The 19221-nt window shown below is 71.1% G+C and carries 15 protein-coding genes and 1 riboswitch; of the genes, 8 read left to right on the top strand and 7 right to left on the bottom strand.

Annotated features, from left to right (window positions below; translation table 11 throughout):
- Window positions 1-114: 114 nt before the first annotated feature.
- Window positions 115-960, top strand: a complete 846-nt coding sequence (locus tag ACWCPI_RS02030) for a serine protease (protein ID WP_451036253.1) — start codon at window positions 115-117, stop codon at window positions 958-960.
- Between the two features lie 109 nt (window positions 961-1069).
- On the opposite strand, the gene ACWCPI_RS02025 is transcribed toward ACWCPI_RS02030, so the two are convergent.
- Complete coding sequence (locus tag ACWCPI_RS02025) at window positions 1070-1300, bottom strand: DUF7455 domain-containing protein (RefSeq protein WP_030945102.1); 231 nt, start codon at window positions 1298-1300, stop codon at window positions 1070-1072.
- 445 nt (window positions 1301-1745) lie between these two features.
- On the opposite strand from ACWCPI_RS02025, the gene ACWCPI_RS02020 reads away from it, so the two are divergent.
- The 3 genes from ACWCPI_RS02020 to ACWCPI_RS02010 all read left to right on the top strand — a co-directional run bounded on the left by ACWCPI_RS02020 (window position 1746) and on the right by ACWCPI_RS02010 (window position 6129).
- Window positions 1746-3869, top strand: a complete 2124-nt coding sequence (locus ACWCPI_RS02020; protein WP_451036252.1) for a DNA gyrase/topoisomerase IV subunit B — start codon at window positions 1746-1748, stop codon at window positions 3867-3869.
- Between the two features lie 248 nt (window positions 3870-4117).
- Window positions 4118-4540: a DUF485 domain-containing protein gene (locus tag ACWCPI_RS02015; RefSeq protein WP_451036251.1), complete on the top strand. Its 423-nt coding sequence runs from the start codon at window positions 4118-4120 to the stop codon at window positions 4538-4540.
- A complete protein-coding gene (locus ACWCPI_RS02010; RefSeq protein ID WP_451036250.1) occupies window positions 4537-6129 on the top strand; it encodes a solute symporter family protein in 1593 nt (530 codons plus the stop codon). The genes ACWCPI_RS02015 and ACWCPI_RS02010 overlap by 4 nt, the downstream gene beginning before the upstream one ends.
- Before the next feature lie 106 nt (window positions 6130-6235).
- Here ACWCPI_RS02010 and ACWCPI_RS02005 read toward each other — a convergent pair whose 3' ends face one another.
- The 5 genes from ACWCPI_RS02005 to ACWCPI_RS01985 all read right to left on the bottom strand — a co-directional run bounded on the left by ACWCPI_RS02005 (window position 6236) and on the right by ACWCPI_RS01985 (window position 10889).
- Window positions 6236-6916: a response regulator gene (locus ACWCPI_RS02005; RefSeq protein ID WP_451036249.1), complete on the bottom strand. Its 681-nt coding sequence runs from the start codon at window positions 6914-6916 to the stop codon at window positions 6236-6238.
- Window positions 6913-8589: an ATP-binding protein gene (locus tag ACWCPI_RS02000; protein ID WP_451036248.1), complete on the bottom strand. Its 1677-nt coding sequence runs from the start codon at window positions 8587-8589 to the stop codon at window positions 6913-6915. The genes ACWCPI_RS02005 and ACWCPI_RS02000 overlap by 4 nt, the downstream gene beginning before the upstream one ends.
- 100 nt (window positions 8590-8689) lie before the next feature.
- Window positions 8690-9637 carry a sucrase ferredoxin gene (locus ACWCPI_RS01995; RefSeq protein ID WP_451036247.1) on the bottom strand — a complete coding sequence of 316 codons (948 nt, stop codon included), beginning with the start codon at window positions 9635-9637 and terminating at the stop codon, window positions 8690-8692.
- Between the two features lie 315 nt (window positions 9638-9952).
- A complete protein-coding gene (locus ACWCPI_RS01990) occupies window positions 9953-10189 on the bottom strand; it encodes a hypothetical protein (protein WP_451036246.1) in 237 nt (78 codons plus the stop codon).
- 151 nt (window positions 10190-10340) lie between these two features.
- The gene (locus ACWCPI_RS01985; protein ID WP_451036245.1) at window positions 10341-10889 is read right to left on the bottom strand and encodes a DUF6082 family protein; all 549 of its coding nucleotides are present in this window, start codon (window positions 10887-10889) and stop codon (window positions 10341-10343) included.
- Between the two features lie 323 nt (window positions 10890-11212).
- Here ACWCPI_RS01985 and ACWCPI_RS01980 point away from each other — a divergent pair, with 323 nt between their 5' ends.
- Window positions 11213-12295 carry a CobW family GTP-binding protein gene (locus ACWCPI_RS01980; protein ID WP_451036244.1) on the top strand — a complete coding sequence of 361 codons (1083 nt, stop codon included), beginning with the start codon at window positions 11213-11215 and terminating at the stop codon, window positions 12293-12295.
- Here the strand turns inward: ACWCPI_RS01980 and ACWCPI_RS01975 are convergent.
- Window positions 12292-14748: a DNA gyrase/topoisomerase IV subunit A gene (locus ACWCPI_RS01975; RefSeq protein WP_451036243.1), complete on the bottom strand. Its 2457-nt coding sequence runs from the start codon at window positions 14746-14748 to the stop codon at window positions 12292-12294. The two genes, ACWCPI_RS01980 and ACWCPI_RS01975, sit on opposite strands and share 4 nt — an antisense overlap.
- A gap of 522 nt (window positions 14749-15270) precedes the next feature.
- Between ACWCPI_RS01975 and ACWCPI_RS01970 the strand changes: the two genes are divergently transcribed.
- From ACWCPI_RS01970 to ACWCPI_RS01960, 3 genes are all read left to right on the top strand, one after another.
- Window positions 15271-16650, top strand: a complete 1380-nt coding sequence (locus ACWCPI_RS01970; protein ID WP_388810600.1) for a M16 family metallopeptidase — start codon at window positions 15271-15273, stop codon at window positions 16648-16650.
- Entirely contained in the window at window positions 16647-18035 is a 1389-nt protein-coding gene (locus ACWCPI_RS01965) for a M16 family metallopeptidase (protein WP_451036242.1), read from the top strand. The genes ACWCPI_RS01970 and ACWCPI_RS01965 overlap by 4 nt, the downstream gene beginning before the upstream one ends.
- Window positions 18036-18246: 211 nt before the next feature.
- Window positions 18247-18412: riboswitch (cyclic di-AMP (ydaO/yuaA leader) on the top strand.
- A 12-nt stretch (window positions 18413-18424) separates the two neighbouring features.
- A complete protein-coding gene (locus ACWCPI_RS01960; RefSeq protein ID WP_451036241.1) occupies window positions 18425-19210 on the top strand; it encodes a M23 family metallopeptidase in 786 nt (261 codons plus the stop codon).
- Window positions 19211-19221: the final 11 nt, after the last annotated feature.

Here is a 19221-nt window from a genome sequence, read left to right as displayed (position 1 = left end):
CGCGGCGGACCAGCAGGTCGCGGCAGTGGCGATCGCGCTGTTCGCGCGGGTGCGGGTCGCGGCGGGCTGAATCACCCTGGGTGTCCCATGACCACCCCAGAGTGAGGAGGGTCCATGCGTCGTTCCTTTGCCCGGCCGCTGACCCGGCCCCTGGTCCTTGCGGCCGTCGCCGCCGCCATACCGCTGGTCTCCGCCGCTCCCGCGGCCGCCGACAGTGTCGTCGTCGGGGGGTTCCCGGTCGACGTGTCCCAGAGCCCGTGGACCGTGGCGCTGTCCAGCCGTGACCGGTTCGGGGGTACGCGGGCGGGGCAGTTCTGCGTGGGCGTGGCGGTGGGCCGGTCCACCGTGCTGACCGCGGCCCACTGCATGAGCGAGGAGGTCCTCGGGGGTGCTCCGGACCGCGTCCGCGACCTCAGCGTCATCGCGGGCCGTACGGATCTGCTGTCGAGCCAGGGACAGGAGATCCGTGTCCGTACCACCTGGGTGAACCCGGCCTACGACAGCGCCACCAACGCCGGGGACTTCGCTGTGCTCTCCCTCACTCGGCCCCTGCCCGCCGGCTCGGTCATCGGCATGGCCGGCACCGGTGACCCCGCCTATGCGCCGGGGACGGCGGCGCTGGTCTACGGCTGGGGGGACATCACGGGCGCGGGCGACTACGCGCGGAGCCTGCGCGCGGCACGCGTGCGTGTGCTGTCGGACGCCCTGTGCAAGGAGGCCTATCCGGGCGGCGGCGACGGCAGGTACCTCGCGGAGAGCATGGTCTGCGCAGGGGAGCCGCAAGGGGGCAGGGACGCCTGCCAGGGGGACAGCGGAGGGCCGCTGGTCGCTCAGGGGAAGCTGATCGGGCTCGTGTCCTGGGGGAGCGGCTGCGGTCGCGCGGGCAGTCCCGGCGTCTACACGCGGGTGTCCGAAGTCGCGCGGGCCCTGCGCTGGCGCAGTGCTCCCACGGGTGCCTGACGGGACCCGAGGGCCCGCGGGTACGAGCGCGGGCGGCCGCCCCTGCTCTTCAGGGGCGGCCGCCCGTCAACCGGCCTGTGCCGGGGCTGGCTCGTCGTAGTGCGAGATGTCAGCGCTCTTCTTCGGACGCGGATGCCGGAACGGACGTCAGCCGCTCCGTCTCGTCCTGTATCTCAGCGGCGATCTTCTTGAGTTCCGGCTCGAACTTGCGGCCGTGGTGGGCGCAGAAGAGCAGTTCTCCACCGCTGAGCAGGACGACACGCACGTATGCCTGTGCGCCGCAGCGGTCGCAGCGGTCAGCGGCCGTCAGCGGGCTCGCGGGGGTCAGAACAGTAGTCACGTCGCCTCTTCTCTAGCTCGACGAGCTGTCGTACCAGGGTCAACATCCAACCAGCCCCAAAACGTTCCCGCTCGTGGCTTCTCCCTCAGTGAAATTTTTCCGAGGGGGCTGGCTGCTGCCGGTGTGGCGGCGAATGTGCCGTAGTGCGTCTCTGTCTTGCTTACGGTTTCGCGCTGTCGGTCAAGGTCAGGTCCTCCCGGCTGGCTTGCCGGTTCGTTCATGAGGACGTGCCCGGAGCCTAAATGGTTCATGCCCCGAAGGGAACGTGATATGTACTTCACCCCATCGAGGGATCGAACAGGTATGCGAGCCTGGACTAGTCTGTGTTTCGCACGAGGGTGGCGTTACAACGGCTCTACCAGGCCTCGGTACCCTCTTGACGGCGACCGAAGCCGCGCCCTTACCCATCGGGGCGTCATCTGAAATTCAGCGAGGAGCGAACCGCGTGACCGCCGAGACGTCCGTGCCGTCCACAGCGCTGCTGGCAGGAGCAGACCGGGACGGTTCCAACTACACCGCGCGGCACCTGCTCGTCCTTGAGGGCCTCGAAGCCGTGCGCAAGCGCCCGGGCATGTACATCGGCTCCACCGACAGCCGCGGTCTCATGCACTGCCTGTGGGAGATCATCGACAACTCCGTCGACGAGGCACTCGGCGGCTACTGCGACCACATCGAGGTGATCCTCCACGACGACGGCTCCGTGGAGGTCCGGGACAACGGCCGGGGCATCCCGGTCGACGTCGAGCCCAAGACCGGACTGTCCGGCGTCGAGGTCGTCATGACCAAGCTGCACGCCGGCGGCAAGTTCGGAGGCGGCTCCTATGCCGCCTCCGGCGGCCTGCACGGCGTGGGCGCCTCCGTGGTGAACGCCCTGTCCGCCCGGCTGGACATCGAGGTGGACCGGGCCGGTCACACCCACGCCATCAGCTTCCGGCGCGGTGTCCCCGGCGTCTTCGCCGGGGACGGCTCGAACGCCAAGTTCGAGGCGAAGGGCGGCCTGCGCAAGGCCAGGAAGATCCCCAAGACCCGCACCGGCACCCGCACCCGCTACTGGGCCGACCGCCAGATCTTCCTCAAGGACGCCAAGCTCTCCTTGGACACCCTGCACCAGCGCGCCCGGCAGACCGCGTTCCTGGTGCCCGGACTGACCATCGTCGTCCGCGACGAGTTCGGCCTCGGCGAGGGCGGCAGCAAGGGTGAGGAGTCGTTCCGTTTCGACGGCGGCATCAGTGAGTTCTGCGAGTTCCTGGCCACCGACAAGCCTGTATGCGACGTCCTCCGCTTCTCCGGCCAGGGCACCTTCAGGGAGACCGTCCCGGTCCTCGACGAGCACGGTCAGATGACCCCCACCCAGGTCACCCGTGAGCTCGACGTCGACGTGGCGCTGCGGTGGGGCACGGGGTACGACACGACCCTGAGGTCGTTCGTGAACATCATCGCCACCCCCAAGGGCGGCACCCACGTCGCCGGCTTCGAGACGGCGGTGACCAGCACCATGAACGAGGTGCTGCGCGCCAAGAAGCTGCTGAGGGTCGCCGAGGACGACATCGTCAAGGACGACGCCCTGGAAGGACTCACGGCGGTCGTCACCGTGCGCCTGGCCGAGCCGCAGTTCGAGGGGCAGACCAAGGAGGTCCTCGGCACCTCGGCGGCCCGCCGCATCGTGAACACCGTGATCTCCAAGGAGCTCAAGGCGTTCCTGACCTCCACCAAGCGTGACGCCGCCGCCCAGGCCCGGGTCGTCATGGAGAAGGCGGTCGCCGCCGCGCGTACGCGCATCGCGGCCCGCCAGCACAAGGACGCGCAGCGCCGCAAGACGGCACTGGAGTCGTCGTCGCTGCCCGCCAAGCTCGCCGACTGCCGCAGCGACGACGTGGACCGCAGCGAGCTGTTCATCGTCGAGGGGGACTCCGCGCTCGGCACCGCCAAGCTTGCCCGGAACTCCGAGTTCCAGGCGCTGCTGCCGATCCGCGGCAAGATCCTCAACGTCCAGAAGTCGTCCGTGACCGACATGCTCAAGAACGCCGAGTGCGGCGCGATCATCCAGGTCATAGGAGCGGGCTCCGGGCGGACCTTCGACATCGACGCCGCCCGCTACGGCAAGATCATCATGATGACCGACGCCGACGTGGACGGCTCCCACATCCGGACCCTGCTGCTGACGCTGTTCCAGCGCTACATGCGGCCGATGATCGAGGCGGGCCGGGTGTTCGCCGCGGTACCGCCGCTGCACCGGATCGAGCTCATCCAGCCGAAGAAGGGCCAGGAGAAGTACGTCTACACGTACTCGGACCGCGAGCTGCGCGACAAGCTCATGGAGTTCCAGAGCAAGGGCATCCGCTACAAGGACTCCATCCAGCGGTACAAGGGTCTCGGTGAGATGGACGCCGACCAGCTGGCCGAGACGACCATGGACCCGCGCCACCGCACGCTGCGCCGGATCAACCTCTCCGACCTGGAGGCCGCCGAGCGGGTCTTCGATCTGCTGATGGGCAACGACGTGGCCCCGCGCAAGGAGTTCATCTCCGGGTCCGCGGCGACGTTGGACCGGTCGCGCATCGACGCGTAGCCGTTGCGCCCAGGCCCAGGCCGGTTCTGCCGGCCTGGGCCTCACGCGTTGTCCGGGTTTCCCACCCGCACCGTCCGCCCGAGGTACGTACGCGGCGTACGGACGCGGTCGGCACGACATATGCGTGCTTCAGCGGGTGAATCACCTGATGGGGTGAAGCGTACGAAGAAGCCGAGTCCGGGATCCTTCCGTTCTGTCCATGCTTGGACATGTACTCAAGCGACGGTCGTCCCCGCGACGCCAGAAACATGCGGTACGACGATCCCTGGTACGACGCGCTGGCGGCCGGGTGGGGGGAGTCGGACGGTGCGGACGCTCCCGAGGCGGCGCCGCCGGTCGCGGGCAATGTGTACCTGGAGGTACAGCGCAGCGCGGCCTTTCAGGAGGTGCGCGGTCGCTACCGCCGGTTCGTGGTTCCGGCGGTCGCCGTGTTCCTCTCCTGGTACGTGGCGTACGTCGTGGCCGCCACCACCGCGCCGGAGCTGATGGCCCGGCCCGTGGCGGGCGCCGTGAACGTGGCGATGCTCGCGGGGCTCGGACAGTTCCTCACCACCTTCCTGTTCACCTGGGCCTACGTCCGTCACGCACGGCTGCGCCGGGACCGCGCGGCGCTCGAACTGCGCTGGGACACCCAGGAGTTGACGCGCGTCACACAAGGCGGTGCCTCGTGACGGGAGAGCACCAGAGACTGGCGCTGATCCTGTTCAGCGTGTTCGTCGCCGTCACCCTGGCGATCACGACGTGGGTGAGCCGCAGGAAGCAGGGGTCGGCGGAGGAGTTCTACGCGGGCGGCAGGCTCTTCTCGCCCATGGAGAATGGTTTTGCCCTCGCCGGCGACTACATGTCCGCCGCCTCCTTCCTCGGCATCTCCGGACTCATCGCCCTCTTCGGCTACGACGGACTGCTGTACTCGGTGGGCTTCCTCGTGGCCTGGCTGGTGGTGCTGTTCCTGGTCGCCGAACTGGTGCGCAACTGCGGCCGGTTCACGCTGGCCGACGTGGTCGCCGCGCGAATGAGGGAGCGCCCCGTACGGATCGCGGCGGGAACCTCCTCGGTCACCGTGTCCGTGCTGTACCTGGTGGCGCAGATGGTGGGGGCGGGCACCCTGGTCGCGCTGCTGGTCGGGGGTGCGGGCGAGGCGGTGCGGACCTGGGCCGTCGTCGGCGTCGGCGCACTCATGGTGATCTACGTGTCGCTGGGAGGGATGCGTGCCACCACCTGGATCCAGATCGTCAAAGCCGTTCTGCTCCTCGGCGGGACCGTCGCCCTGACCGCGCTCGTCCTGGTGCGCTTCCACGGCGACTTCGACCGGCTGCTGCTCACGGCGGCCGAGCGCAGCGGCCACGGTTCCGCGTTCCTGGCGCCCGGGTTGAAGTACGGCGGTGACTGGACGGCCCGGCTGGACTTCATCAGCCTGGGCCTGGCGCTCGTCCTCGGCACCGCAGGGCTGCCGCACATCCTCTCCCGCTTCTACACCGTGCCCACGGCCCGCGCGGCGCGGCGCTCGGTGGTCTGGGCGATCGGACTCATCGGCGGCTTCTACCTGATGACGATCGTCCTGGGCTTCGGGGCGGCCGCGATCGTCGGGCCCGAGGCCGTGCGGGGGTCGAACGCGGCCGGGAACACGGCGGTACCGCTGCTCGCCCTCGATCTGGGCGGCGGTGCGGACTCCACCGGCGGAACGGTTCTGTTCGCCGTGGTCGCCGCCATCGCCTTCGCCACCATCCTCGCGGTGGTCGCCGGCATCACCCTCGCCTCCTCGGCCTCCGTGGCCCACGACCTGTACGCCTCCCTGCGGCGCCGACACACCGAGCCCCGCAGCGAGGTGGCCGTCGCGCGCGTCGCCGCGGTCGGCATCGGCGTGGTGGCCATCGCCCTCGGGCTCCTGGCCCGCGACCTTAACGTCGCCTTCCTGGTCGGCCTCGCCTTCGCCGTCGCCGCGTCAGCCAATCTGCCGGTGCTGCTCTACTCGCTGTTCTGGCGAAACTTCACCACGCGCGGGGCCGTCTGGGCCGTGTACGGGGGCCTGGCCCCGGCCGTGGCGCTCGTGCTGCTCTCACCGGTGGTCTCGGGCAGCCCCGACTCCCTTTTCCCGGGGGCCGACTTCCAGTGCTTCCCGCTGCAGAACCCCGGCCTCGTCTCGATCCCGCTGGGCTTCGTCGCGGGCTGGCTCGGCACGGTGACCTCGGCGGAGCTGCCCGACGAGGCCAAGCACGCGGAGACGGAGGTGCGGTCGCTGACGGGTGCGGGAGCGGCCTGACGCAAGCGGCTCGGGCAAAGCGCCGAGCGGTCGGCTGACGATTGCGCCGCCTTCATCCGTATGTAGAGGAGGCACGGTTCCTTCCCCCGCCCCCACGGGCCGTGCCTCAGGCGCGGGTCGCCCACACATAACGGTGTTCCGGGCGACCCGCGTCGCCGTACTTGAGGGTGAGGCGGGCCCGTCCGGTGCGCTCCAGGAGCTTGAGATAGCGCTGGGCGGTCTGGCGGCTCACCCCGGTCCGCTCGGCGATCTCCTGGGCCGACAGGGGGCCTTCCGCGTGCATCAGCGACTGGCGTACAAGTTCCGCGGTCGTGGGGGAGTGCCCCTTGGGCAGGTCCGGCTCGGACGGCGCCGACAGGGCGCCGAAGATGCGGTCCACCTCGGCCTGCTCCGCCTCGCCGCCGCCGTCGAGGGTACGGCGCAGCTCCGCGTACGCCTCCAGCTTGGCGCGCAGACCCGCGAAGGCGAACGGCTTCACCAGGTACTGCAGGGCGCCGTACCGCATCGCTGCCTGCACCGTCGACACGTCCCGGGCCGCCGTCACCATGATCACGTCGGCCTGGTGGCCGCGCCGGCGCATCTCCTGGACGACCGACAGTCCCGTCTCGTCGGGCAGGTAGTGGTCCATGAGGACCAGGTCGAGGCGGGGCAGCAGCTCCATCCGGCGCAACGCCTCCGCCGCGCTGTGCGCCTCACCGGCCACATGGAAGCCCGGGACCTTCTCGACGTACGCGGCGTTGACGCGCGCGACGCGCGTGTCGTCGTCCACGACCAGGACCTCGATCATCGCGACTCCTCCTCGGTGACGGTGTGCGGATCCGACGGGACGGTGAGGACCGGTGCCGGATCCGGCTCCGCCAGCGCCTCGGGCAGGACGACGATGAACTCCGCGCCCCCGCCGGGCGCTTCGTCCACTGCCGCGCTGCCACCCTGCCGTTCGGCGAGCCTGCGCACGAGCGAGAGCCCGATGCCGCGCTCGCGGTGGGCGGGCGGCTGCTTCGTGGACCACCCCTCGGTGAAGATCAACTCGCGGTGCTCCTCGGGGATTCCCGGCCCCGAGTCGCGTACCCGGAGGATCACGGTCCGCCCTTCGGCGCGCAGTTCGACCTCCACACGCGCGTGGGGTGTGCCCGCGACGGCGTCCAGTGCGTTGTCCACCAGGTTGCCCACGACCGTGACGAGCCCCCTGGGGTCGATCAGCCGGTCCGGCAGCCCCGTCCGGTCCGCGAGGCGCAGCGCGACGCCGCGCTCGGCCGCCACCGTCGCCTTGCCGACCAGCAGAGCGGCGAGCAAAGGGTCCTGGATCTTGTCGGCGACCTGCTCCGCGGTGGCCCGGTGATCGCCGACGACCTCCCCGACGAACTCCACGGCGTCGTCGTACATCTCCAGTTCCAGCAGCCCGAGCAGGGTGTGCATGCGGTTCGCGTGCTCGTGGTCCTGGGCGCGCAGGGCGTCGATCAGCCCGCGGGTGGAGTCGAGCTCCCGGCCGAGCTGCTCCAGCTCGGTGCGGTCGCGCAGGGTGGCGACGGCACCGCCGTCGTCGGTGGGCATCCGGTTGGCGACCAGGACTCGCTGCCCCCGGACCGTGAGCAGGTCCGTGCCCGTCACCCGGCCGGCCAGCACATCGGTCGTACGGCCCTGCCCGAGCGCCTCGTCGAGGGACCGGCCGACGGCCTCGTCGCCGATGCCCAGCAGCCGCCTCGCCTCGTCGTTGAGGAGCCGGACCCGGCCGTCACGGTCGAGGGCGACGACGCCCTCCCGGATGCCGTGCAGCATCGCCTCGCGCTCCGCCAGCAGCGCCGAGATGTCGGAGAAGGCCAGGTCGCGGGTCTGCCGCTGGACCCGGCGGGAGATGAGCCAGGCGGCCAGCGCACCGACCGCCAGGGCACCGCCCGCGTACGCGAACAGCCCGGGGATCGCGTGCAGCAGCCGGGCCCGCACGCTGTCGTACGCGATACCGACCGAGACCGCCCCGACGATGTCGCCGTCGCTGTCGCGCAACGGCACCTTGCCGCGGGCGCTGCGGCCCAGGGTGCCGTCGTCGATCTGCATGACCTCGTGACCGGCCAGGGCCCGGCCCGGGTCGGTCGAGACGAGCCTGCCGATCTCGGCCGGGGTGGGGTGCGACCAGCGCACCCCGCGCCGGTCCATCACGACGATGTACTCGGCCTTCGTCGCCAGACGGATCCGTTCGGCCTCCCGCTGGACCGGTCCGTCGGCGCTCGCGGGCGTGCTCACCAGGTCCTCGGCGATCTGCGGCTGGGCGGCGGTGGTCTGCGCGATCGACAGCGCGCGGCGCATCGCCTGGTCGTCGAGCTGGTCGCTGAGCGGGGCGAGGAACAGTCCGGTCGCGAGCACCGCGACTCCCGCGGCGATCGCCACCTGCATCAGCAGCACCTGCGCGAACATCCGCCGGGGCAGAGCGAGGCGCAGGCGGCGTGCGGGGGGAGTGGGGCTCATACCCACGAAGGTACGTGGACGTGCGGGAACCGCCGTAGAGGGGTGTGGCGGGTATCTCCCGGTCCATGTGCCGCGGCCCGCCCGGCCACGGCGCGCCCCGTCAGCCCGCGAGCGCGGGCGGGGCCAGGGCGAGCTCGCGTACCGCCACCACGTCCATGCGCGCGGGCGAGCCGAGCACCGAGACCCCGCAGCTCTCGGGGCGGGGCGGCAGGGAGGCGCCCTGGGCCACGACGACCTGCCAGTGCCGCCCGTCCACGTGGGCGACGGTCACGTCCCAGCGAGGGGCCGCGCCGTCCGTCCGCACGACGCGCAGAGCCTGCGCGGCGTCCTCGCCCGTCGCCGTGCGCACGGCCAGCTCGGCGGCCTGGCCGGGCCGCTCCCAGGCAGAGTTCCCGCGGCACCCGTCGACGACGATGCGGCCCTCCTGCACGCGGTGCAGGAGCTCCTTGACCGCGTGGGCCTGGACACGGCCGTAGGCGTAGCCGTACGGCAGCACGAGCAGCGTCGGGGAGAACCGATGTCCGCCCAGGTGGGTGACCTCCCAGACGCCGTCCACGCCGGACGCGCTCAGCTCGGCCGCGAGCGGACGGCCGAGGAGGGCGCAGCAGCGGTCCCGCTTGCCGTTGGTGCAGACGAGGGCGAGCGGATCGCCGGTGTGGGGCCGCCCCTGGAGCACCGCGTCGAAGGAGCGGTGGTCGCCCGCGCCGAGGGCGGTGAAGTCCAGGTCGAGCAGCCGCTCGGGCTCATGGGTCGTGGCGGTGCGCAGCCACACCTGTCCGGGCACGGTGTGGGCCACGTAGACCGTGCGTTCGGCAGCGGTTCCGCAGTCGGCGTGCCGCCCGGGACGGCGGATCAGCGCGACGCGGACGCCCGTGCCCTGCGCGGCCGCCTCCAGGGCACGCCCCAGGGCGGGGTCCAGGTGGCTCTGGGTGAGCGCCTTGGCACCCCAAGGACCGGGCTGCTCCAGCAGCAGCCAGGTCGTCGCGGTCGCCGCGGTCCCCGCGATGGGCTCGTCGAGGTCGCGCGAGACGGTTGAGCACGTACTCACAGAGGTGAGCCTAACCTGACTTGTGCCGAGGTGCCGTCCTGAGGGGGCTCCCACTGTGCTCCGGGCGGGGCCGGGGCGGCGTCAGGCCTGTGCGGTGCTCGTGCGGCCGGGGGAGCCGGTGCGGGTGCCGGAGGCGGCCTGAGAAACGCGTGTGGCCTGGTGCCGTTCTGGCGCCAGGCCTCATCGGTGGGGATCGAGCAGTGACGGGGTGCCGGCTGCTCGCCGGATCGGTCGCCCGGCTCGCTCAACGGATGGCGCGCGGCCGGGGCGTGCGACGGTACGGGCCCGGAGCGGACACGTGCTCGTGCGGTGGTCTCAGACGTCGGGGATGTCTGCCTTGGCGCGGATGAGCGTCTCCCGGCTGACGATGACGATGCGCTCGTAGTCGGCGCGGGCGGCGTCGGCGGGCAGTTCCCGCTCAAGCGCCTCGGTGGCCTCGGTGCCGATCACAGCGAAGTTGCCGTCGCTGAGTTCGAACACGTCCGGGCAGGTGGCTCCCGAGTTACTGCCTCGGGCGCTCGGAGGCACACCGATGCGGCGCACGATCTTCAAAGGTACCGGTCCTTACGAACATGGGGCTGGGCATACTGATGGGGAGCAAACCTACTAATGATCCCCGGTTCCACGCGGCTGGATCGGCGAAAAGTCACCCACTCGCGCCCGCGCGCCTTCGGTGTTGACCACTGCCCGTCCTCGGCTCCGGTCAGTCGGTCGGCGGGTTGCCGACGACCCACCACTCGTCCGTGTCGGCCTCGTCGAGGTCCCTGACGAGACCGTCGACCATATGTCCCAGCTGAGCCTCCTCGGACATCTCGTTCAGGGAGGCGCGCATGTGCTGCGACGCCTCCCAGTACTCGCGGAAGATCGGGCTCTGGAAGAACTCGCGCAGGTGGCGGTACAGCTCCTCCCGGTCCAGCAGCCCGGCTCGGTGCAGATGGTAGAGGTGGACGTACCAGGCGTTGGCGTAGAAGAACTGGCGGCGCCGCTCCGCCGGGATGCCCTTGTCGTACGTGTCGATCACCGCCGCGAGGGACGGGTCGTCGATCGCCCTGGCCAGCAGTTCCCACTGCATGCGCTGCTGGTGCGCCAGCGCCTTGCGGCGGATCGACAGTTCCTCCAGTTCCAGCTGCCTCTCGTGCAGACGTGTCCGCTCCGACCGCCGTCGACGCGCTGCCGCCGTGGTCACCGCGGTGACCAGGACGGCGAGAGCGGTGGTGCCCAGCCTTCCCGCTGAGTACTTCCGTGTGACCATGTCAACTACCCCCGATCAGGCGGCCGTCCGCCGGTCGTCGGAAGGTGGGTCGACTGGAGGGGACCGGCGGGGCGTGGGCGGCGCTTGCCGTCTCCCAGAGTGCCGAGCGGCTCTGATCGGCGGGGAGGCGGAGAGGAGGCGCACGGAGGGAAGCGAGGGTCGCACACTCCGGCGCCTTGCCCAACGTCTGCCCAGCAAGTACTGCTAACAATCGTTCACTTCGCGATGTTTCCTGCGGTTCGTATCCTGGGTCGGCATTCATTTTCCGTAGGTGCGCCGGGGCCGAGAGCCGGTGCACGCACAGGCGTGAGAGAGGTCGCACGTTGGGGCACAGCCGCACCGCGCAGCAGATCCCGGTCGTCGTCCTCGCCGGATTCCTCGGTTCCGGCAAGACGACTCTGCTCAACCACCTCCTGCACCGCAGCGGAGGCACCCGCATCGGCGCCATCGTCAACGACTTCGGCGCCATCGAGATCGACGCCATGGCGGTCGCGGGCGCGCTCGGCGACTCGACGGTCTCCCTCGGCAACGGCTGTCTGTGCTGCGCCGTCGACGCCAGTGAGCTGGACGTCTACCTGGAGCGGCTCGCCCGGCCCGCCACCGGCATCGACGTCATCGTCATCGAGGCCAGCGGGCTCGCCGAGCCCCAGGAACTCGTACGCATGGTGCTCGCCAGCGAGCACCCGGGAACCATGTACGGCGGGCTCGTGGAGGTGGTCGACGCCGTCGAGTTCGACGACACCCGGGCCAAGCACCCCGAGATCGACCGGCACCTCGCCCTCGCCGACCTCGTCGTGGTCAACAAACTCGACCGCGCGCCGGACGGCGAGCGCGTCCTCGAACTGGTCCGCGGCCTCGCCGACAGCGCCGCCGTCGTCCCCGCCACCTACGGCCGGATCGACCCCGAGTTCCTCTTCGACTGCCGGCCCGGCGAGGAGCGCATCGGGCAGCTGTCCTTCGACGACCTGCACGAGCACGACGACGATCACAGCGACCATCTGCACACCGGCTACGACAGCCTGCCCTTCACCTCCGACGTCCCGCTCGACCCGCGCCGGCTGATGCGGTTCCTGGACAGCAGGCCGCAGGGGCTGTACCGGATCAAGGGATACGTCGACTTCGGCGCGCACGACGCCGCCAACCGCTACGCCGTGCACGCCGTCGGGCGGTTCCTCCGCTTTCACCCGGAGCCCTGGGGCGCCGCCGAGACCCGCCTGACCCAGCTCGTCCTCATCGGCTCCGGCATCGACACCGAGGCCCTCGCCAAGGAACTCGCGTCGTGCAAGAGCGACGCCCCGCACGCCGACGAGCACGGCATGTGGGGCGTCCTGCGCTACGTACGAGACCCTGACGAGGCGGACCCGACCGGCCCGCCGCACCAGGACCCCTACGATCCGTCGGCCTAGACCGGTCCGGCAACCACCGCCACCGTCTTCGGCAGCGAGACCCCCGAGCCGTCTCGGCGCGGGTCGATGTCCGGGAGCTCCGCCGGAGTGCCGTTCTTCTGCGCGGCGCGCGCCGGGAGGGCACCCGCCCAGGCCACGGACAGGCAGTCCTCGCCCTTCAGGAACCGCTGGCAGCGCACGCCGCCGGTGGCGCGGCCCTTGCGGGGGTACTGGTCGAACGGGGTCAGCTTGCCGGTCGTCTGCACGGAGTCGTCCAGCGTTCCGCGCGAGCCCGCGACCGTGAAGACCACCGCGTCGGCCGCGGGGTCGACGGCCGTGAAGGAGATGACCTTCGCGCCCTGCGCGAGCTTGATGCCGGTCATGCCGCCGGCCGGCCGGCCCTGCGGACGGACCTGGGACGCCTGGTAGCGCAGCAACTGCGCGTCGTCCGTGATGAAGACCAGGTCCTCGTCACCGGTACGCAGCTCCACCGCGCCGACGATCCGGTCACCCTCCTTGAGGGTGATCACCTCCAACTCCCCCTTGTTGGACGGATAGTCGGGCACCACCCGCTTGACCACGCCCTGCTCGGTGCCGAGCGCCAGGCCGGGGGAGGACTCGTCGAGGGTGGTCAGGCAGACCACGGTCTCGGTGCCCTCCAGGGACACGAACTCCGACAGGGGCGCCCCGCCCGAGAGGTTCGGCCTCGACGCCGTCTCCGGCAACTGCGGCAGATCGACGACGTTGATCCGCAGCAACCGCCCCGTGGACGTCACCGCGCCCACCTCGCCGCGAGCCGTGGCCGGCACCGCCGAGACGATCACATCGTGCTTGGCGCGCTTGGCCGCACCGTCGTCGGCGAACGGGTCGCCGTTGGCCGTACGGGCCAGCAGACCCGTCGAGGACAGCAGCACCCGGCACGGGTCGTCCGCCACCTGGAGCGGAACGGCGGCCACCGGGGCACCCCCGGACTCCAGCAGGACCGTACGGCGCTCGGTGCCGAACTTCTTGGCCACCGCGGCCAGTTCGGTGGAGACCAGCTTGCGCAGCTCCGCGTCCGAGTCCAGGATCCGGGTCAGCTCGGCGATCTCCTGGCCCAGCCGGTCCTTCTCCGCCTCCAGCTCGATGCGGTCGTACTTGGTGAGACGGCGCAGCGGCGTGTCCAGGATGTACTGGGTCTGCACCTCGGACAGCGAGAAGCGCTCCATCAGGCGTTCCTTCGCCTGCGCGCTGTTCTCGCTGGACCGGATCACGCGGATGACCTCGTCGATGTCCACCAGGGCCGTGAGCAGGCCCTCGACCAGGTGCAGACGGTCGCGCCGCTTGCTCCGGCGGAACTCGCTGCGCCGCCGTACGACCTCGAAGCGGTGGTCGAGGTAGACCTCCAGCAGCTCCTTCAGGCCCAGGGTGAGGGGCTGGCCGTCGACCAGCGCGACGTTGTTGATCCCGAAGGACTCCTCCATCGGCGTCAGCTTGTAGAGCTGCTCCAGGACCGCCTCCGGCACGAAGCCGTTCTTGATCTCGATGACCAGCCGCAGGCCGTGCTCGCGGTCGGTGAGGTCCTTGACATCGGCGATGCCCTGGAGCTTCTTCGAGCCGACCAGGTCCTTGATCTTGGCGATCACCTTCTCCGGGCCGACCGAGAAGGGCAGTTCGGTGATGACGATGCCCTTGCGGCGGGCGGTCACCGACTCCACGGACGCCGTCGCGCGGATCTTGAAGGTGCCACGACCCGTCTCGTAGGCGTCCCGGATGCCGGCGAGGCCGACGATCCGGCCGCCGGTGGGCAGGTCGGGGCCCGGGACGTGCTTCATCAGCGTGTCCAGATCCGCGTTCGGGTGGCGGATCAGATGGCGGGCGGCCGAGATGACCTCGGCGAGGTTGTGCGGCGGCATGTTCGTGGCCATGCCGACCGCGATGCCGGAGGCGCCGTTGACCAGGAGGTTCGGGAAGGCGGCGGGCAGCGCGACCGGCTCCCGCTCCTGGCCGTCGTAGTTGGGGGCGAAGTCGACCGTGTCCTCGTCGATCGACTCGGTCATCAGGCTCGTCGCCGCGGCCTGGCGGCACTCGGTGTACCGCATGGCGGCCGGCGGGTCGTCGTTGCCCAGCGAACCGAAGTTGCCGTGACCGTCGACCAGCGGGAGCCGCATCGAGAAGGGCTGGGCCATGCGCACCAGGGCGTCGTAGATCGACGCGTCGCCGTGCGGGTGGAGCTTGCCCATGACCTCGCCGACGACGCGGGCGCACTTCACATAGCCGCGGTCGGGGCGCAGGCCCATCTCGTTCATCTGGTAGACGATGCGGCGGTGCACCGGCTTGAGGCCGTCGCGGGCGTCCGGCAGGGCGCGGGAGTAGATGACCGAGTACGCGTACTCGAGGAAGGAGCCCTGCATCTCGTCGACGACGTCGATGTCGAGGATCTTCTCCTCGTACGAGTCGTCGGGCGGCGGGGTTTTCGTGCTGCGGCGGGCCATCGCTGCCGGCTCCTCTTTTTCTGGTCGCTCGAGCGTTTGACGGATCTGACGCGGACCATTGTGGACCGTGGCACTGACAACCACCGACCAGGACCCGAATGTCGGCCTCCCGCCCGGCGTCCGAGAAGTGTCGCCGACGCCGGCCGCCCATGGCGACCGGGGGGACGGATCGGCACCAACGGCCGTGCGCCGTGAGCGGTTGTGCCGGGGCAAACGCGCGCCGCGGAACCGTTCACTCGCCGGGGTGATCTCGTTCCGGACGATCGTCGAGGCGGCTCGGCCGGAGCGCGAGCCCGACGGGAGCGTGCCGGGCGCCACCGCCCGCCGGGGGCGCGGCACGCGGTGACGAGCCGTGCCGCGGCGCCGCCCGCGCGACGTCCCCGGCCCGCGTCGGCCACCGTCCGGACACATCGTTCTGACCGGGAACTTCGCCGACCCTTCGGACGCTGCATACAGTGGCAGGAACTGAGCACGACATGCTCGACACAACGCAGTGCACGCGACCGGAAGGACACCTTGCCCATGGGTCACACGGCCACACCGGAGGCACAATCCGGCGGCCTCACCGCGACGGAGCACCGCCTGGCCAACGGCCTGCGCGTGGTGCTCTCCGAGGACCACCTCACGCCGGTCGCCGCGGTCTGCCTCTGGTACGACGTCGGCTCCCGCCACGAGGTCAAGGGCCGTACCGGACTCGCCCACCTCTTCGAGCACCTGATGTTCCAGGGCTCGGCGAGCGTGAAGGGCACGGGCCACTTCGAGCTCGTCCAGGGCGCGGGCGGCTCGCCGAACGGCACCACGAGCTTCGAGCGCACCAACTACTTCGAGACCATGCCCGCCCACCAGCTGGAGCTCGCGCTGTGGCTGGAGGCCGACCGCATGGGCAGCCTGCTGGTGGCGCTCGACGAGGAGGGCCTGGAGAACCAGCGCGACGTCGTCAAGAACGAACGCCGTCAGCGCTACGACAACGTCCCCTACGGCACCGCCTTCGAGAAGCTGACGGCGCTGTCGTACCCGGACGGCCACCCGTACCACCACACGCCGATCGGCTCTATGGCCGACCTGGACGCGGCCAGCCTGGAGGACGCCCGCGCGTTCTTCCGCACGTACTACGCGCCCAACAACGCCGTTCTCACCGTCGTCGGCGACATCGACCCGCAGCAGACGCTCGCCTGGATCGAGAAGTACTTCGGCTCCATCCCGTCGCACGACGGCAAGCCCGAGCCGCGTGACGGCTCGCTGCCCGACATCATCGGCGAGCAGCTGCGCGAGGTCGTCGAGGAGAACGTCCCCGCGCGCGCGATGATGGCCGCCTACCGCCTCCCGCAGGACGGCACGCGCGAGTGCGACGCGGCCGACCTGGCGCTGACCGTCCTCGGCGGCGGCGAGTCCTCCCGCCTGTACAACCGGCTCGTCCGGCGCGACCGTACCGCCGTCGCCGCCGGGTTCGGCCTGCTGCGCCTGGCCGGGGCGCCCTCCCTGGGCTGGCTGGACGTGAAGACCTCGGGCGACGTCGAGGTCCCCGCCATCGAGGCCGCCGTCGACGAGGAGCTCGCCCGCTTCGCCGCGGAGGGCCCGACGGCCGAGGAGATGGAGCGCGCCCAGGCCCAGCTGGAGCGCGAGTGGCTGGACCGGCTCGGCACGGTCGCGGGCCGCGCCGACGAACTGTGCCGCTACGCCGTCCTGTTCGGCGACCCGCAGCTCGCGTTCACCGCCGTGCAGCGGGTCCTCGACGTCACCGCCGAGGAGGTCCAGGCGGTCGCCCAGGCCCGTCTGCGCCCGGACAACCGCGCCGTGCTGGTGTACGAGCCGGTCGCCGGCGAGGCCGAGGACCTTCAAGCCGCCGCCGACGGGGCCGCCCCCGCCGGGACCACCGACGAGAACGAGGAGTCGGCGCAGTGACCGAGCTCGCCAGCATGGAGTTCCACCCGCAGCCCCAGGCCGGTGAGGCCCGGCCCTGGGCGTTCCCGGCGCCCGAGCGCGGCGAGCTGGACAACGGCCTGACGGTGCTGCGCTGCCACCGCCCCGGTCAGCAGGTCGTCGCCGTCGAGGTGCTCCTGGACACGCCCCTGGACGCCGAGCCCAAGGGCCTCGACGGCATCGCCACGATCATGGCGCGCGCCTTCTCCGAGGGCACCGACAAGCACACCGCCGAGGAGTTCGCCGCCGAGCTGGAGCGCTGCGGTGCCACGCTCGACGCGTACGCCGACCACCCCGGCGTCCGGGTCAGCCTCGAAGTGCCGGTCTCCCGGCTGCCCAAGGCGCTCGGCCTGCTCGCCGACGCCCTCCGGGCACCCGCGTTCTACGACGCCGAGGTCGAGCGCCTGGTGCGCAACCGGCTCGACGAGATCCCGCACGAGCTGGCCAACCCTTCGCGGCGTGCCGCGAAGGAACTCGCCAAGGAGCTGTTCCCGGCGAGTTCGCGCATGTCGCGCCCGCGCCAGGGCACGGAGGACACGGTCGCCGGCATCGACTCCGCGGCCGTACGCGCCTTCTACGAGCGGCATGTGCGGCCCGCGACGTCCACCGTGGTGGTCGTCGGCGACCTCACCGGCGTCGACCTCGACGCCCTGCTCGGCGACACCCTCGGCGCCTGGACCGGTTCCGCGGCCGAGCCGCGGCCGGTTCCGCCGGTGACCGCCGACGACACCGGACGCGTCGTCGTCGTGGACCGCCCCGGGGCCGTGCAGACCCAGCTGCTGATCGGCCGGCTCGGCCCCGACCGGCACGACCGCGTATGGCCGGCGCAGGTGCTCGGCACGTACTGCCTGGGCGGCACCCTCACCTCCCGCCTGGACAAGGTCCTGCGCGAGGAGAAGGGCTACACCTACGGCGTGCGCGCCTTCGCGCAGGTGCTGCGTTCCGCCCCGGACGGCACCGGTGCGGCGATGCTCGCCATCAGCGGCTCCGTCGACACCCCCAACACCGGCCCGGCGCTGGACGACCTCTGGAAGGTGCTGCGCGGGGTCGCCGACGAGGGGCTGACCGACGCCGAGCGCGACTTCGCGGTGCAGAACCTGGTGGGGGTGGCGCCGCTGAAGTACGAGACCGCCGCCGCCGTGGCGAGCACCCTGGCCGACCAGGTCGAGCAGAACCTGCCCGACGACTACCAGTCGACCCTGTATCAGCAGCTCGCCGCCACCGGCACCGTCGAGGCCACCGCCGCGGCCGTGAACGCCTTCCCGGTGGACCGCCTCGTGACGATCCTCGTCGGGGACGCGGCCGCGATCCGGGAGCCCGTCGAGGCCCTCGGTATCGGTGAAGTCACCGTCGTGACAGCCGAGTAGAGGACCCGAGCGGCGCCGGCGACGGCACGCGTGCAGGTGCCCTGGTGACATCGCAGTCACCAGGGCACCTTTATGCCCGAATTGAGGGAGAGGTTGCCTGTCTGACCTGTGGGATGCGCTACAAAAGCCGCGATCCGTTTGGGGATTGAAAGTCGTCCCGCTTAGCGTCTTCCGGGCTGTTCGTCAGGCAGTGCGCCGCACCCGCGGCACCGGACAGTCATCGCCGAGTCCCCGTACGGCGCGAGCCAGGGGAGCCGGGGACCCACCCGTAGTCCCTGGGGTGAATCGGACGCCCGCGCGAGCCGCGAGGGGGTCCGTAGGAGACCTTCCTGCTCCGAACCCGTCAGCTAACCCGGTAGGCGAGAGGGAAGGAAAGGACCAGCCACTACATGGCGTTCACCTGCGCCACGGGGAAGAACCGCCCCACCGGGAAGCACCGCAAGCCCAGCCGGTTCGAGCGCACCACGGCCCGCGCGGCCGGCGTCGCCGCTCTCACCGCCACCGGCGTCATCGGCACCCTGGCCGCCCCGGCCCTCGCCGCCGAACCCGCTGTCGAGCAGACCGGGCTCATCCCCGTCATCACCGTCGACGACTCGATCGCCGAGCAGATCGACGCCCAGGCCGACGCGCAGGAGCAGGCCGCCCAGGAGGCCGCCGCGGCGAAGAAGGCCGCCGAGGAGGCCGCCCGCAAGAAGGCGGCGGAGAAGGCCGAGCAGGAGCGCGAGGCCAAGGAGCGCGCCGCCCGTGAGGCCGAGCGCAAGCGCCTGCTGTCCTACGTCGCCCCGATCTCCGGCTCGTACGTCTCCACCGGCTACAAGTCCGGCGGCGCCGTCTGGTCCTCCGGCAGCCACACCGGCGTCGACTTCCACGCCGCCAGCGGCACCTCCGTCCACGCGGTCGGCGCCGGCACCGTCGTGGAGGCCGGATGGGGCGGGGCGTACGGCAACAACGTCGTGATCAAGATGAACGACGGCACCTACACCCAGTACGGCCACCTGTCGTCCATCGGCGTCTCGGTCGGCCAGACGGTCACCCCCGGCCAGCAGATAGGGCTGTCGGGCGCCACCGGCAACGTCACGGGCCCGCACCTGCACTTCGAGGCCCGCACCACGGCGGAGTACGGCTCCGACATCGACCCCGTCGCCTACCTGCGTTCGCACGGCGTGGACGTCTGACGGCTCCGTCC

This window comes from Streptomyces sp. NPDC001920, assembly GCF_053594495.1.
Note: the sequence above shows the minus strand (reverse complement) of the source record. Positions and strands in the feature narration are given on the sequence as shown.